Origin of the sequence: Bordetella ansorpii (assembly GCF_900078705.1) — a bacterium.
Taxonomy (GTDB): domain Bacteria; phylum Pseudomonadota; class Gammaproteobacteria; order Burkholderiales; family Burkholderiaceae_B; genus Bordetella; species Bordetella ansorpii_A.
Map to the genome: position 1 here is coordinate 837,574 of NZ_FKIF01000006.1, position 15,576 is coordinate 853,149.

Annotated in this window: 11 protein-coding genes; 2 read left to right on the forward strand and 9 right to left on the reverse strand. The window is 69.2% G+C overall.

What is annotated here, in order from left to right:
* Positions 1 to 6: 6 nt before the first annotated feature.
* Together A6745_RS14190 and A6745_RS14195 are read right to left on the reverse strand one after the other, a co-directional pair.
* Positions 7 to 2,703: a hybrid sensor histidine kinase/response regulator gene (locus A6745_RS14190; RefSeq protein WP_066128094.1), complete on the reverse strand. Its 2,697-nt coding sequence runs from the start codon at positions 2,701 to 2,703 to the stop codon at positions 7 to 9.
* 37 nt (positions 2,704 to 2,740) lie between these two features.
* Positions 2,741 to 3,556 (reverse strand): response regulator transcription factor, encoded by an 816-nt coding sequence (locus A6745_RS14195; protein WP_407922731.1) that lies wholly within the window; start codon positions 3,554 to 3,556, stop codon positions 2,741 to 2,743.
* Positions 3,557 to 3,804: 248 nt separating this feature from the next.
* Between A6745_RS14195 and A6745_RS14200 the strand changes: the two genes are divergently transcribed.
* On the forward strand, positions 3,805 to 5,841 hold the full coding sequence (locus A6745_RS14200; RefSeq protein WP_066128096.1) for a TULIP family P47-like protein: 2,037 nt from the start codon (positions 3,805 to 3,807) through the stop codon (positions 5,839 to 5,841).
* A 67-nt stretch (positions 5,842 to 5,908) separates the two neighbouring features.
* Here A6745_RS14200 and A6745_RS14205 read toward each other — a convergent pair whose 3' ends face one another.
* The 6 genes from A6745_RS14205 to A6745_RS14230 form a co-directional block, all read right to left on the reverse strand.
* Positions 5,909 to 6,856 carry a Bug family tripartite tricarboxylate transporter substrate binding protein gene (locus tag A6745_RS14205; RefSeq protein WP_066128910.1) on the reverse strand — a complete coding sequence of 316 codons (948 nt, stop codon included), beginning with the start codon at positions 6,854 to 6,856 and terminating at the stop codon, positions 5,909 to 5,911.
* 202 nt (positions 6,857 to 7,058) lie between these two features.
* Positions 7,059 to 8,006, reverse strand: coding sequence for a hydroxymethylglutaryl-CoA lyase (locus tag A6745_RS14210; protein ID WP_066128099.1), 948 nt, complete (start codon positions 8,004 to 8,006; stop codon positions 7,059 to 7,061).
* Positions 8,003 to 9,196 carry a CaiB/BaiF CoA transferase family protein gene (locus tag A6745_RS14215; RefSeq protein WP_066128101.1) on the reverse strand — a complete coding sequence of 398 codons (1,194 nt, stop codon included), beginning with the start codon at positions 9,194 to 9,196 and terminating at the stop codon, positions 8,003 to 8,005. Before A6745_RS14215 ends, A6745_RS14210 begins: the two co-directional genes overlap by 4 nt.
* Positions 9,197 to 9,340: 144 nt before the next feature.
* On the reverse strand, positions 9,341 to 10,273 hold the full coding sequence (locus A6745_RS14220) for a dihydrodipicolinate synthase family protein (protein ID WP_066128103.1): 933 nt from the start codon (positions 10,271 to 10,273) through the stop codon (positions 9,341 to 9,343).
* A complete protein-coding gene (locus A6745_RS14225; RefSeq protein WP_066128106.1) occupies positions 10,270 to 11,625 on the reverse strand; it encodes an MFS transporter in 1,356 nt (451 codons plus the stop codon). The genes A6745_RS14220 and A6745_RS14225 overlap by 4 nt, the downstream gene beginning before the upstream one ends.
* Before the next feature lie 98 nt (positions 11,626 to 11,723).
* Positions 11,724 to 13,457, reverse strand: coding sequence for an IlvD/Edd family dehydratase (locus tag A6745_RS14230; protein WP_066128108.1), 1,734 nt, complete (start codon positions 13,455 to 13,457; stop codon positions 11,724 to 11,726).
* 163 nt (positions 13,458 to 13,620) lie between these two features.
* On the opposite strand from A6745_RS14230, the gene A6745_RS14235 reads away from it, so the two are divergent.
* A complete protein-coding gene (locus tag A6745_RS14235) occupies positions 13,621 to 14,580 on the forward strand; it encodes a LysR substrate-binding domain-containing protein (protein WP_066128110.1) in 960 nt (319 codons plus the stop codon).
* Positions 14,581 to 14,665: 85 nt separating this feature from the next.
* Here A6745_RS14235 and A6745_RS14240 read toward each other — a convergent pair whose 3' ends face one another.
* Entirely contained in the window at positions 14,666 to 15,565 is a 900-nt protein-coding gene (locus A6745_RS14240; RefSeq protein WP_066128112.1) for a LysR family transcriptional regulator, read from the reverse strand.
* Positions 15,566 to 15,576 lie beyond the last annotated feature (11 nt).

The following is a 15,576-nucleotide window of genomic DNA, read 5'->3' on the forward strand; positions in this document are numbered from 1 at the left end:
CGGCCCCTAGGCCGCGCAGAGCCCTTGCAGCCCCTGCAGGTCTCCCATGCGGGCCAGCCGCCTGACCTCCTCGCAGAACACCGCCAGGCGCGCATCCTCGGCCTGCAGCCCATCGGCCCAATCCACCAGGTCCGACACGGCGCCGCTGTCCAGCAGGCGGCGTCCGTTGGCCAGGGCCTCGGCGCCGGGCCGCTGCGGGCCGTTCCGCGGCTCGGCGACGGCGGGCATGGCCTGCGAACGCGGCAGCGCCAGCAGGCGCGCCAGCGTGTTGCGCAACTCCGCCAGGTTCACGGGCTTGAGCAGGCTCGCGTCGTAGGCCAGCACGCCCGCTTCGGCGTCGTCCTCCGCGACGTGCGGCGTCGCCGACACCACCACGACCGGCACGTTCCCCCACCGCTGCTTGGCCGCCGCCAGGACGGCCATGCCGTCGGCGCCCGCCATGTCGTGATCGGTCAGGATCAGGTCGGGCGCCTGCGCATCGGGCAAGGCGATGCGGGCCAGCATGGCCAGGCCGTCGTCGCTGCTTTCCACCTCGAAGCCCAGGCTCGCCAGTTCCTCGACCAGGAAGTCGCGGATCTCGGGCGTATCCTCGGCCACCCAGATGCGCCGGCCCTGCCCGTCGATGGGCGGCAGCACGGCCGCCGCATCGGGCATGTAATGCAGCACGACCTGGGACTCGTCCAGGGCGCGCGTGGGCAAGGTGAAAAGGAAGGTCGTGCCCGTTCCCACGGCGCTGAGCACTTCCAGCGTGCCGTGCATGCGCTGCACCCACTGCTGCACGATCGACAGCCCCAGGCCCACGCCGGGCTGGTCGCGCGCGGCGTCCAGGCGCTGGAAGGGTTCGAAGATGCGCTCCTGGTCCTGGAGGGCGATGCCGCAACCCGTATCGACGATGGCCAGTTGCAAGGTGCCCGACTGGCCTTCGATCGCGTCCGCATAGGCGACGTGCAGCGACACGGTGCCCTCGGCGGTGAACTTGACCGCATTGTCGATCAGGTTGCCCAGCACCTGCCGCACCCGCTTGCCGTCCATTTCCAGCACGGCGGGCAAGCCGCCGGCGACTTCCAGCACGAAGCGGTTGCCGCGGCGCGCGGCCAGCGAGGCCGCCTCCTTGGCCACGGTGTCCAGCAAGGCATGTATGTACACCGGCGCAGGACGCACGGCCTGCCCATCGGCGCCGGCCGCGTAGTCGATCAGGTCGTTGACCATGCCCAGCATGTGGTCCGCGCTGCGCCGGATGATGGCGCCGCGCGGCGCATCGTCGCGCCCGCCCGCCTGGATCAGGTCGGCGAAGCCGATGATCGAGGTCAGGGGCGTGCGCAGGTCGTGGCTGATGCGCGCCAGGAAGTCCTGGCGCACCCGGCTGGCCTCGTCGGCGGCGATCAGCGCCTCCCGCAGGGCCTGGGTGCGTTCGGTCACGGCGCGCTCCAGGCGCTCCTGCTCACGGCCCCGAGCCTCGAACAGCTCGCGCTGCGCGGCCTCGCGGGCTTCGCGCAACTGGCGCGAGCGGCCATACAGGATCATCGCCATCATCAGCGACACGGACAGCAGGTCCCAGGCGATCTCGGGGCCGCCGCCCCAGCGGCCCGGCAGCCAGCCGTGGATGAAGGCCAGGCGCACGAACAGCGCCGCGCAGTAGATGGAGAAGGACAGCAGGAACAGGCGGGCATTGGCATGGCCACGCCGCCAGCCGTCGATCATCGACACCACCCAGACCAGATTGAGCAGGAACACCAGGCTGGTGAGCGACAGGGCGGCGTAGCGGTAGTCGCCGAAGGCCGCCCATACCGCCCCGAGCAGCCCCGCGCCGGACAGCACGCAGTAGATCCATTTCCAGTACCGGATGCGGTGCAGGCCGGCGAACAGCATGGCCATCAGGCTGAACAGCGACATGGCCAAGGTGGAAAACACACTGGGCGCCCGCAGCACGGCCTCGCCCCCGTCCGTCAGCAGGTAGCGATAGAGCAACCCCTGGAAGGACAGGCTGTAGAAGATCTCGGCGACCAGCGAGACGCCCAGCAGCAGGAACACGACGTCGCGTTGCGCCAGGCCCAGCACCAGGGCGTAGACGGCGATCATGGCCAGGCCGCCTTCCAGCAGCATGAGAATCACGCCGCCGCGCTGATCCGCCTCGCGAAAGGCGTCGGGCATCCACAGGGCCGCATCGATGGTGACGGCCGAGCGGCTCTGCACGCGGATCAGCACGGTCGCGCGCTCGCCGGGCTGCAGCGTCAGGTCCAGCACGGACAGCGCCGACGGAACCGGCCCTTCGCCGATGGGCAGGCGGTTGCCGGCCAGCACCGTCCGGCTGGGCTCGGTGGCCCCGGAACGGAACACGAAGAACCGCACGTCTTCCAGGCGCGGCACGCCGACGGACAGCCAGCGCAGCGCGGGCGCCTGGCCGTTGTTGACGAACTCGCCCCGCAGCCAGATGGCCGAGGCCGTGAACCCGCGATTCAGCCGCTGCGCCGAGGCCGCCGGCCAGTCGCGCCGCAACGCCTGCTCGGCGGTCAGCAGGCCGTCGCGATCCTGGAAGCTGGACAGATGATCGGCCAGGGGCAGCCGGTCGGCCACGCTGGCCAGGTCGACGGGCGCACGCGGCGCGGCCTCCCGCGCCCAGGCGTCGCCCTGCAGGCAGAAGACGCCGCACAGCCACAGGACGAGCAGCGGGAACAGCCCGCGCAGCCGGGAAGGGTGCTCCATATGCATCGCGGATCGCGCCCGGACGGTTCGAGAGGAACTACCCATCCGCGCCGGGCGTGTGGCGCAAGGCGCTGGGCGACATGCCGAAACGCTCGCGGAATGCCGTGGAGAAATTGCCCCGGTTGCCATACCCGACGGACTGGGCGATGGCCTGGACGTCCAGGCCCGTCTCGCACAGCAGCCGGCGCGCCTCGCGCATGCGCTCTTCGCGCAGGAATTCGAAGACGGTGGCGCCGGCGCAGCGCCGGAACGCCAGGTTCAGGCGGCGCGCATTGGTGCCCACGGCGTGGGCAAGCTCGTCGAGTTCGGGGGTGTAGTCCAGGCGTTCGGACAGCATCTTGCGCGCCGCGCGGAACAGCACGCCGTCCAGCGTCGGGCTGGCCTGGGCGGCGTCGGACGCCACCGCCGGCGCCGGGGCGGCGGCGGCCACGGGCAGGGAATTGCGCAGATGCACCAGCAGCCGCAGCCGCACTTCTTCGAAATCGAAGGGCTTGGTCACGTAGTCGACCGCCCCGGCCGCCAGGCCGGCGACGCGTTCGGCGGGCAGCACCGCCGCGCTGAGGAAGATGAGCGGAATGTTGCGGGTGGACTGATCGGCCTTGATCAGGCGGCAGGCGGCCAGCCCGTCGCACGACGGCATGGTGACGTCCATCAGCACCAGATCGGGCACCACCAGTTGCGCCTTGCGATAGCCGTCATGGCCATCGACCGCAATGTAGACCCGGCAACCCTGCCCGCCGAGGAAATCCATCAGCAGCATGCGGTCTTCGGCGCAGTCGTCCACCACCAGCACCCGCAGGCCCGAGAACGGGCCGATGGCTGGACGAGAGAGAGGGGCTGTCATGGCGCGCATTCTTTCATGGCTGGCCGTACGGGCGTTGTGGCACAGCCACGGCAGTTCCCCTTGGCTGCAAATATTTTTCCGTCCGGCAAACGTCCCCTGCATTCCAGCAAACCTGCGATGGGAGGGGGTTCATTGTATTTGATAAGGTCTGTAACAAGACGAGGAATTGCGACTCGCCGGCTTTCTCGCCCTGCTGCGTCCTCACCCCGCACAACGCGAGTCCGCCCTCGTCCGCCACCACAGGACCACTGAAAGTGATGACGGATTCCCCCCTCGACCCGAGCGCGTGCGTCTTCCCGACACCCGATTCACTGACGGACGCCACGCTCGGGTGGGACGCGGTATATGCAGTCAAGTACAGCACGCTGAACCGCGCGCTCAGCGCGTCGGCCTGGCCCCCCGCGCCCTGGACGCAGGGCGGCGACATCGACCTGAAGGGCGCCAACAACAATGGCCGGCTGGACAAGGCCATCGTCACGAATGTGCAGTTGGCCACCGGCGGGTCGGGCACCGTCCTCAGGTGGCGCCTGCGGGTCGAGGCGAACCGCTACCAGCGCGTCGGCGGCCCATCGCTTTCAGGACCGTTTTCCTTCGATCTCGTCGTGCGGACCACGCTGGCGTTCACCGCCGACGCCGGCCAGGACGACCTGCTGCACCTGCACGTCCAGACCCGCCCGGGCGAACAGAAGGAGCTGATCGAAAGCCTGACGCTGGACATGGCGACGCTTCCCGCCCCCTTCATGAATTCGTTCGAGATCTTCGGGATCGAACGCGAACTGATCAGCATCATCAAGTCGCCCCTGCAGAATCGCCTGGCGGCACTGCTCGATGCCATGCCGCTATCGACGGTGCTGAGCCAGGACCTGGCCCGCAAGGCCGGCGTCACGTGGTTGCACCCGGACGATTACCAGTACGCCACCGCCGATCTTCCTGATGCGGACGATGGCATTCTGGCGGTGCTGGTACGGTCCGAGGGCACCCAGCCCGTCGAGGCAAACGTCCTCGCCCAGGCGATTCCCACCAACCCGGGACTCGATGCCGCCGTCATCATCAGCCCCGAGGCCGTGACCCGGGGCACTTTCCTGCGGCACATCAACACGACGCTGGACAAGACCCTGTCCGGGAAGTTCAAGCCGAAAGGCAGCGCGGGCGAGATCGCCAACGACAGCCCGATCAAGCTGAAATACTACCGGGATGCGGCGGGCGAGTACCTGCTGGTGCCGCCGCAGGCGCTGACCGCCTCGCACACGGAAACATTCGACGCCGAGATCCCGGCCGGCAAGCTGGTATTCCGCATTGCCGACGATGCGGTCACGGTGGACACGCAAGAGATCCGGGTCACGCTGAACGCCGGCGGCACGCTGGTCCTGTCGATGCGCGAGCGCTACCGCCTGGCCATCAACCCGCAGACACAAAGCCTGGACCTCGCCCCCGAGGGCACGCCGTCTGTCAACATCAGTTTCGACGCGGCCTGCGAAGCGGCCGGGGACGGCACGGTCCAGCAGGTCGTCGCCATCATCGGCGGCCTGATCCTGGGCGAACTGGACGCCTACGCGGCCAATACCCTCCAGTCGCTGCACGCCAGCGCCGCGAGCGGCCATCCGCGCCCCCGGCAGCAGGACGTGCTGGCGGCCCTGCGCCAGTCGGAAACGGAAGGCACGCCGGTCTGCATGGACATCGGCCTGGGCCGTGAACTGGTCATCGAACGGCGCGGCGCCCAACGGGCGGCCTACGCGCAGCTTCACGCCGAACCCGTGCCCCTGTCCGGCCGATACCAGGCCTGGCCAGCACCGCGCTGCACGGACAACGGCACCCAGCGCATCTACATCGAAACCCGTCCGGGCAGCCAGGGCGACGCGCAACCCGCTCCCCTGGTGCTGTCCCAGATCGCGCACGCCGAGCCCGAACGCGGCCCCGCCACGTCCGGCGCGGCCGAACTGTCCGCGCAAACCATCGCCGGCATCCTCACGACGGCCGAGCAGCCGTGGAGCACCTACGTGAAAGGCTTGCTCATCTATGCCGTCAGCGTGGCCGCCGGCACCGGGTTGGGCAGCCTGATCGGCAATGTGCCGGGGCGTCCCGAAGACCGGCGCACGCAAGCCAGGGCGCAGGCGGGCTCGCCTCGGCACAGCCCGCACGGGGCGGCCGGACGGGCGCTGCTGGGCAGCGTCTCCTTCCCGATGCTGGACCGCTACAAGGCAGGCGCCCAGTCCCGCCGCTCGTCCTTGCACGAGCAGGTGCTGAAATGCGCGTCGGTCAACGGCGGGCTCGTGCTCGGCCTGTCGCTGACCTGATCGCATCCGCGCAAACGCCACGGCGGCGCCTGCCTTGCGCCGCCGCCGTGGGTGAACCGATGACGGCTTACTCGGCCGTGATGTTGGCCGCCTTCACCACCTTGCTCCAGCGCGCCAGTTCCTCGCGCGTGTAGTCCCCCAATTCCTTCGGACCCATGAAGCGCGCCTCGGCGCCCTGCTCGGCCGCCTTCTGGCGGAACGCATCGCTCTTCATGATTTTCTCGATCTCGCCCGCCAGCCTGTTGACCACCTCGGGCGGCGTGCCCGCGGGCGCGTACATGGCGAACCACGAGGACACCTGCAGGTCGGGATAACCGGCCTGCGTGGTGGTGGGCACGTCGGGCAATGACGGCAGGCGGCTCTCGCCGGTGACGGCCAGCGCGCGCAGCTTGCCGGCATGGATCTGGCCCAGCAGCGGCGGCGGCGTCGTGATGGTCATGTCCACCGCCCCGCCCAGCAGATCGTTCAATGCGGGTCCGGTGCCCTTGTACGGGATATGCGCCGTCTGGATGCCGGCCTGTTGATTCAGCAGTTCGGTGGCCACCTGCTGCAGCGAGCCGTTGCCCGACGAGGCGTAGTTCAGCTTGCCCGGGTTGGCTTTCGCATAGCTCACCAGCTCTTTCAGGCTGTGGATGGGCAGGGCCGGACGCACGACGATGACCTGCGGCGCCGACAGCACGTTGGCCACGGGCGCGAAATCCTTGATGGGATCCCAGCCGATGTTCTTCATCACGCTGGGCGTGATCACCTGGAAGCCCGAGTACTGCAGCAGCAAGGTGTAGCCATCGGGCTTGGCGCGCGCCACGGCCTGCGCGGCGATGCCGCCCGAGCCGCCGGGACGGTTCTCGACCACCACGCTCTGTCCCAACGCCTGGCCCAGGGGCTGTGCGATCAGGCGCGCGGCGATGTCGGTGGTGCCGCCCGGCGCGGCGGACACGATCAGCGACACCGGGCGATCGGGATAGCCGGCGGCCGACGCCGCGCCCGATGCCGTCAACAGGAAGGCGCCGGCCATCAGGCCGGGAACCAGGGCATGCAACGGTTTGTGGAATCGTTGAAAAGCCATCTTGAGTCTCCTTGATGTTATGGGGAAAGCGGTGCTGCGAATGGGGCGCGCATGCGCGAATGGCTCAACGGCACGATGGAAAACGCGGGCACGAGCACGCCCCGGCCGCCTGGATGCACAGGCAGCGCGAAAACTGGCGTCCGACAGGAAACTAGGCTGGGAAACGCTCGGCCAGCCAGGCCGGCGGCGCGTGCGTGGCCAGGCGCGGACCGGCCGCCAGCAGCGGGTTGGCCAGTTCACGCTCGACCAGCGAAGGCAGGCCGCGCACGATCTCCATCAGCGCGGGCAGGTCGACCCCGGTGTCCACGCCCATGCACGCGAACATGTGCACGATCTCTTCCGTGTTGACGTTGCCACTGGCGCCCGGCGCATAGGGACAGCCGCCCAGGCCGCCCGCCGCCGCGTCGAACCGCGTGATGCCGGTCTGCCAGGCCGCCACGGCATTGGCCAGCGCCATGCCGCGCGTATTGTGCAGGTGCACGGTCAATGCCGTGCCGGGCAATTCGCGCGCGGCGCGCTCGCACAGCGCCGCCACCTGCGTGGGAAACGCCATGCCCGTGGTGTCGCACAAAGTGATCCCCGTGGCGCCCGCAGCGACCAGCGCATGCGCCAGGCGCAGCACCTCGTCGGCCGGCACGTCGCCATCGAAGGGGCAGCCGAACGCCGTGGACAAGGACACGTTGCAAGGCGCGCCGGCCTGGCCCGCGGCGCGCAGCACGGCGCTCAGCTCGGCCAGCGACTGCTCGCGCGTCATGCGCAGGTTGGCGCGGTTGTGCGTCTCGCTGGACGACATGACGAGGTTCATCTCGTCGACACCGCATTCGAGCGCGCGCTCCAGCCCACGGACGTTGGGCACCAGCGCGGTATAGATCACGCCGGGCTTGCGCTGGATGCCGCGCATGACGTCCTGCGCATCCGCCAGCGCGGGAATCGCCTTGGGCGACGTGAAGCTGGTGACCTCGATGCGCGCGAAGCCGCAGGCGGACAAGGCGTCGACGAAAGCGACTTTGGCGGCTGTGGCGACCATGGCCTTCTCGATCTGCAGGCCGTCGCGCGGTCCGACTTCGTTGATCTCGATACGGGCGGAACCCTTGTTCATGCGATGACTCCCTGGGCGCGCAGCCGCGCGATCTGCCCGGCATCCAGGCCAGCGGCCCGAAGCACGGCGTCGGTATGCTCGCCCAGCGTGGGCGCGCGATGATGCACGGCGCCGGGATTGCCCGACAGGATGGGAAACACGGCGGGCATCTGCACGTCGATGCCGCTGGCGGCCTTCACGCCGATGATGGCGCCGCGCTCGCGGTAATGCGGATCGGTGGCGATGTCGGCCACCGAATACACGCGGCCGGCCGGCACGTCGGCCTCGCGCATGGCTTGCAGCACGTCGTCGATGTCGCGCTCGATCGTCCACGCGCCGATGGCGGCATCCAGTTCCTGCACGCGCGCGGCGCGGCCATCGTTGCGCGCCAGGCCGGGATCCTTCCCGAGGTCGTCGCGGCCGATGCGCGCCATCAGGCGCGTGAAAATGCCATCGCCATTGCCGGCAATCAGCACATAGCCGTCGCGGCACAGATACGCATTGGACGGCGCGATACCCGGCAGCGCCGCGCCGGACGGCTGCCGCACGGCGCCGAACACGGAGTACTCGGGCAACAGGCTTTCGGTCAGGTTGAACAGGCTCTCGTACAGGGCGGCATCGATCACCTGCCCCACGCCGCCGCGCGCGTCGCGCTGGTACAGCGCCATCATCACGCCCAGGGCGCCATGCAAGCCGGCAATGGTGTCCCCCAGAGACAGGCCGCCACGCACCGGCGCGCGTCCGGGTTCGCCATTGAGGTAGCGCACGCCGGCCATGGCCTCGCCGATGGCGGCGAAACCCGGCTCGCGCGCCTTGGGGCCGGTCTGCCCATAACCCGACACGCGCAGCATGATCAGCCGGGGATTGAGCGCATGCAGCGCTTCCCAGGACATGCCCCACTTCTCGAGCGTGCCGGGCCGGAAGTTCTCGATCAGCACGTCGGCCTCGGCGACCAGCATGCGCACGACGTCCTGCCCTTCGGGCTGCCGAAGATCGACGCACACGGATTGCTTGTTGCGCGACTGCGCTTCCCACCAGACGGAAGTGCCCTCATGCAGCAGGCGCCACTTGCGCAGCGGATCGCCTTGCCCGGGCGGCTCGATCTTGACGACCTGCGCGCCGAAATCCGCCAGCGTCTTGGCCGCGAAAGGCCCGGCAATCAATTGGCCCAGCTCCAGCACGCGTATGCCGGCCAGTATCTGCGCTGCCATGGTCTCCTCCGTCTTGTCGGCTTGCGTATCACTGGCCAGAGTCTGCCCGCAAGGCCCGGCGCAGGGCAATCGACATTACGTGAAAAGGGCTTTCGCGGTCCGCGAAAGCCCCCGGGGGCCAGGCCGCCCGCGCGTTCAGCGCGTTCAGCGCGCCCAGCGCAGCACCAGCGGATCCAGGCGGCGCGCCGTCGCCAGCAACCCCGCGCGCGTCTCGGCGGACAGGGCGGGCCAGGGATGGCGCGGCGCGTCGCAGGCGATGATGCCGCCCGCCCGCATCAACGCCTTGGCCGCCAGGAAGCCTGCCTGGCGGTTCTCGTAGTTGATCAGCGGCAGCCAGCGCTGATACTGCGCGAACGCCGTGTCGTGATCGCCACGCCGATGCGCCTCGATGATGGGCCGGATGCCGTCGGCGAAGCCGCCGCCGGTCATGGCGCCGGTGGCGCCCGCGTCCAGGTCGGCCAGCAACGTGATGCCCTCCTCGCCATCCCACGGGCCTTCCACCGCATCGCCTCCCAGGCGGATCAGCTCGCGCAGCTTGCCCGCCGCCCCGGCCGTCTCCATCTTGAAGTACGACACGTGCTCGATCTCGCGCGCCATCTGCGCCAGGAAGGCCGGCGGCAGCGGCGTTCCCGCCGCGGGCGCGTCCTGGATCATGATGGGAATGTCCAACGCATCGGACAGGCGTGCGTAGAACTCGCGGACCTGCGCCGTATCGACCCGGAAGGTCGCGCCGTGATAGGGCGGCATGACCATCACCATGGCGGCGCCCATCTCCTGCGCGCGGCGGCTGCGGGCCACGCACAGCGCGGTGCTGAAATGGCTGGTCGTGACGATGACGGGCACGCGGCCCGCCACGTGTTCGAGCACCACGAGCGCCAGCCGTTCACGCTCGTCGTCGGCCAGGGAGAACTGCTCGGAGTAGTTGGCCAGGATGCACAGGCCATCCACGCCGCTGTCGATCATGAAATCGACGCAGCGCGTCTGGCTGGCCAGGTCGAGTTCGCCGGATTCGGTGAACGTGGTCGGCACGACCGGAAAGATGCCGCGGTAGCGCGGGGAGCGATGGGACGGAGTCATTGGACGTGAGGCGTGGCGAGGTTGGAGGGCCGGGCCGCGGCGGGCGCCAGCGCGGCGCGGACCACGAAGGTCATGAATACGGCGAACAGCATGGTGGCCGCCAGGAAATACAGGCCGGACGACAGCCTGCCCGTGGCCTCCTTGATCAATCCCACGCCGTACGGCCCGATGTAGCCGCCCAGGTTGGCCAGGGAGTTGATCATGGCGATGCCCACCGCGGCGCTGGGCCCGGCCAGGAACTGGCCTGGCAAGGTCCAGACGACGGCCTGGATCGAGTAGATGCAGAAGGCGGTCAGGCTGATGCAGGCCAGTTGCACCAGCGGCGCCTGGAACCACGCGCTGGCGGCCAGGCTGAACGCCCCGGCCAGGGACACGACCACGATGTGCCAGTAGCGCTCGCCGGTGCGGTCCGAACTGCGCGGCACCACCAGCAGCCCCACCACGGCGAAAAGATAGGGAACCGCCGACAACAGCCCCGTCATGGAATCGGTGACGCCGAAGGCCTTGATGATGGTGGGCAGCCACAACGACAGGCCATAGATCGACAGCGGAAACGGCAGGAACAGCAGGGCCAGCAGCAGCACCCGCTTGTCCAGCAGGGCCTTCAATGGATTGCCGTGCGTGACCTGCCCGTAGCGCTGCTGGTCGGCAGCCAGCTCGCGCTCGATCCAGGCGCGATCCCGAGCCGGGAGCCAGCGGGCGCTGGCCGGCGTATCGGGCAGGATGCGCAGCACGGGCACGCACAGCAGCACCGCCGGCAGGCCGCTGAGCACGAACAGCGTCTGCCAGCTGGACAGGCCCCACAGACCCTCGCCCGAAAGAATCCATCCCGCGAAAGGCCCGGTGACGATCAGCGCGATGGGCTGGGCCAGCACCAGCAGGCCGATGATCCTGGCGCGGTGCCGCATCGGAAACCATTTGGTCAGGAAGTACAGGATGCCGGGATACAGGCCGGCCTCGGCGGCGCCCAGCAAAAAGCGCAGGACGTAGAACGTGGCGGCATTGTCGATCAGCGCCATCGCCATCGTGATGATGCCCCAGGTGACCAGGATGCGCGCGAACCAGCGGCGGGCGCCAAAGCGCTCCAGCGCCAGGTTGCTGGGCACTTCGCACAGGAAGTAGCCGATGAAGAACAGGCCCGCGCCCAGGCCGTAGGCCGCATCGCTGATGCCGGCCGCCGCGTTCATGTGCAGCTTGGCGAAGCCCACGACGGAACGATCGATGTAGGCGACGACGTAGATCAGCGCCAGGAACGGCAGCAGCTTGCGGGCGAGCAAGCCGATGATGCGCTTCTCGTCGGACACGCCCTGCCCGGGCGCGGATGAGGGTTGCGGCGGATGGTGGGGGGTCATGATGATTGTCTCCTCTGGGGCGTTTTGTTGAAATTCTTGATATCCGCGATGGCGCGGCGGACCGGCCCCAAGCGCGGGCCGGTCCGCCGCGGCACCGCTCAGTGCGAATGCCGTGGCACGGCGTGCCCGCGGCACCCGACCAGGAAATCCAGGTCGCAGCCCTCATCGGCCTGCAACACGTGTTCGACGTACAGCTTGCGATAGCCGCCATCGGCCGGCGCCGGCATGGCGGGGCATTCGGCCAGGCGCGCCGCCAGTTCCTCGTCCGATATGTCGAGGTGCAGCCGGCCCGCCTCGCAATCCAGCTCGATCCAGTCGCCGTCGCGCACGGCGGCCAGCGGGCCGCCGGCCGCGGCCTCGGGCGCGACGTGCAGAACGACCGTGCCATAGGCCGTGCCGCTCATGCGCGCGTCGGAGATCCGCACCATGTCCTTGATGCCCTGCCGCAGCAGCTTCGGCGGCAGGCCCATGTTGCCGACCTCGGCCATGCCGGGATACCCGCGCGGCCCGCAGCGCTTGAGCACCAGCACCGAATTGGCGTCGACGTCCAGCGATTCGTCGGCGATGCGCTCCTTGTAGTGCTCCAGCGTCTCGAACACCACGGCGCGGCCGCGATGCCTGAGCAGCGCCGGCGTGGCGGCCGAGGGCTTGAGCACCGCGCCGCGCGGCGCGAGGTTGCCACGCAGCACACAGATGCCGCCGTCGGGCACCAGCGGCCTGGACAGCGGACGGATCACCTCGTCGTCATGGCAGGGGGCCTCGCGCACGTTGTCCCACAAGGTCTTGCCGTTGATGGTGAGCGCGCCGGGATGCGGCAACAGGCCGTGTTCGCCCAGGCGGCGCAGCACGGCGGGCAGGCCGCCCGCGTAATAGAACTCTTCCATCAGGAAACGGCCCGACGGCATCAGGTCGACCAGCGTGGGCGTGCCGCGTCCGATGCGCGTCCAGTCCTCGAGCGCCAGCGGCACGCCGATTCGGCCGGCGATCGCCTTCAGGTGGATGACCGCGTTGGTGGAGCCCCCGATGGCCGCGTTCGCGCGGATGGCGTTCTCGAATGCCTGGCGGGTCAGGATGCGCGACAGGCGCAGGTCTTCCTGCGCCATCTCGACGATGCGGCTGCCGGACAGATGCGCCAGGACATAGCGGCGCGCGTCCACGGCGGGAATGGCCGCGTTGTGCGGCAGCGTGACCCCCAGCGCCTCGGCCATGCAGGCCATGGTGGAGGCCGTGCCCATGGTGTTGCACGTGCCGGCCGAGCGCGACATGCCGGCCTCGGCGGACAGGAATTGATGCAGGTCGATCTCGCCGGCCTTCAGCGACTCGTGCAATTGCCACACGGCGGTGCCCGAGCCGATGTTCCTGCCATCCAGCTTGCCATTGAGCATGGGTCCGCCCGACACCACCAGCGCGGGCACGTCGCAACTGGCCGCGCCCATCAGCAAGGCCGGCGTGGTCTTGTCGCAGCCCGCCAGCAGCACCACGGCGTCGATGGGATTGCCCCGGATGGCTTCCTCGACATCCATCGCGGCCAGATTGCGGGTCAGCATGGCGGTGGGCCGCAGGTTCGATTCCCCGTTGGAAAACACCGGGAACTCCACGGGAAAGCCCCCGGCCTCGTACACGCCGCGCTTGACGTGGTCGGCGATCTTGCGGAAGTGGGCATTGCAGGGCGTGAGCTCGGACCAGGTGTTGCAGATGCCGATGACGGGACGCCCGTCGAAGGCATGCGACGGGATGCCCTGGTTCTTCATCCAGCTGCGATACATGAAGCCGTTCTTGTCGGCGGTGCCGAACCATTCGGCCGAGCGGAGCTTGCGCTTGGAAATTGACATGGGTTCCTGCGGGACGGCGCGGCCACGGACGGGCGGGCCGGCGATGAGGGTTGTCTCGATATCGTTGGAGGAATGAGCGGCAGTGTAGGGAGCAAATTGATATCCTTCCAATGAAGATTTCGACAAAAAAGATATCGATCCACACATTCAGGTAAACCCGGACATGCCGTCGCCCTCCCCCTGGTATCTACGCAGCCGGCTCAAGCCGCGCCAGCTTCTGCTGCTGGTCACGCTGGCCGACGAAGGCAACATCCATCGCGCCGCCGAGGTGCTGAACATGACCCAGCCCGGCGCCTCCAAACTGTTGAAGGAACTCGAGGACATGCTCGGCGTGCCGCTGTTCGAGCGGCTGCCGCGCGGCGTGCGGCCGACCTGGTACGGAGACGTCATGCTGCGCCACGCCCGCACCGCGCTAGGCAGCCTGGAGCAGGCGCACGAAGAGCTGGCGGCCTTGCGGGACGGCCGGATCGGCCAGGTGGCGGTTGGCGCCATCACCTCGCCGGGCATCACGCTGCTGCCGCGCGTGGTGGCGGAACTGAAGGCGGAACGCCCGGACCTGCGCATCGCGCTGGAGATCGAATCCAGCGACGTGCTGCTGGAACACCTGGCGCAGGGCAGGCTGGATATCCTGGTGGCGCGGCTGTTTGCCAAGCACGACAAATCGCAGTTGCGCTATGAGCCGCTGGTGAAGGAGCCGGTGTGCGCGGTGGCGCGGCCCGGCCATCCCTTGTGCGGCGGGCAGGCGCTGTCGCTGTCCGGCGTGCGGGACGCCACCTGGATCGTGCCGCCAGCCGGCAGCGTGCTGCGCCATCGCTTCGAACTGATGTTCCAGGAGCGCGGCCTGCCCGTGCCCGGCAATCTGGTGGAGACGGCCGCGCTGCTGTTCATCACGCGCATGCTGCGCGACAGCGACATGCTGGCGGTGCTGGCGCTGGACGTGGCGCGCTACTACGCCGCGCACGGCGTCGTGCGCATCCTGCCACTGGAGATGCCCTGCCACATGGACGACTTCGGCCTCATCACTCGGCGGGACCGGCCCGCCTCGCCGGCCACCCGCGTGACGCTGCAGGCGCTGCGGCGCTGCGCCGCCGACGTGTACGGGGTGGCAGTCGACGCCGAATGAACCGCGGCCGGGCCGATGCGGCAAGCCGGCGGCGCTTCCCCCCGTACCGGCAAGCCGCGCCGTGCCCGCGCACGCCGCCCCGCGTCTACCGTGCGTCGCTGCGCAGGTGCGTGACCAGCAGGCGGGCCGCCACGGTCAGCGTCTCGATATCGCGCATCACCAGCAGCAGGCCGCGATGCGCCCAGTCGTCCAGCAGCGGAATCAGGCGCAGCCGCATCGAGCGGGCATGCGGCTCGGCCGCCAGGCGTGGCAGCAGGCCCACGCCGCCCGTGGCCGCGACCATCCTGCAGATCGCATCGAAACTGCGCACCTGGATACGCAATCGCATCGGCCGCTCCAGGCGCGCGCTGGCCTCCGCCAGGCGCATGGCCAGCGAAGTCGTGGGGGGCAGGCTCACGTAGTCGTAGTCCAGGGTGTCGGCGAAGCTCAGGCGGCGGCGGCCGGCCAGGGGATGGCCGGGCGGCGTGACCAGCACCAGTTCGTCCAGGCGATAGGGCATGGTCTGCAGGCCGCGCATCGGCGTGCGGTCGGCCACGATGCCGACGTCGGCGCGGTTCTCGACCAGGGCGGCCACCACGTCGCTGCTGTTCTGCTCCTCCAGTTCGATGTTGACGGCCGGATGCGCCTGCATGAACGTGGTCAGGTCTTCCGGCAGGAACTGCGTGATGGATGAGGTATTGGCGGCGATGCGCACCTGGCCGCGCACGCCCTGGGCGTAGTCGGACAGCGTGCCGGCCATCTGCTCGATTTCCTGCAGCACGCGGCGGGCATGGGCCAGGCACGCCTGGCCGGCGTCGGTCAGCGCCACGCCGCTGGCATTGCGGAACAGCAACGGCGTGCCCAGGGCGTTCTCCAGGTCGGAAATGCGCCGGCTGGCCGCGCCGACCGCCAGGTGCGAATGGCGCGCCCCACCCGAAATGCTGCCGTGCCGGACCACGGCAATGAACAGCGCGAGCGTCGTGAGGTCTATGCGGGCGAGATTCATGGAGCGATGCT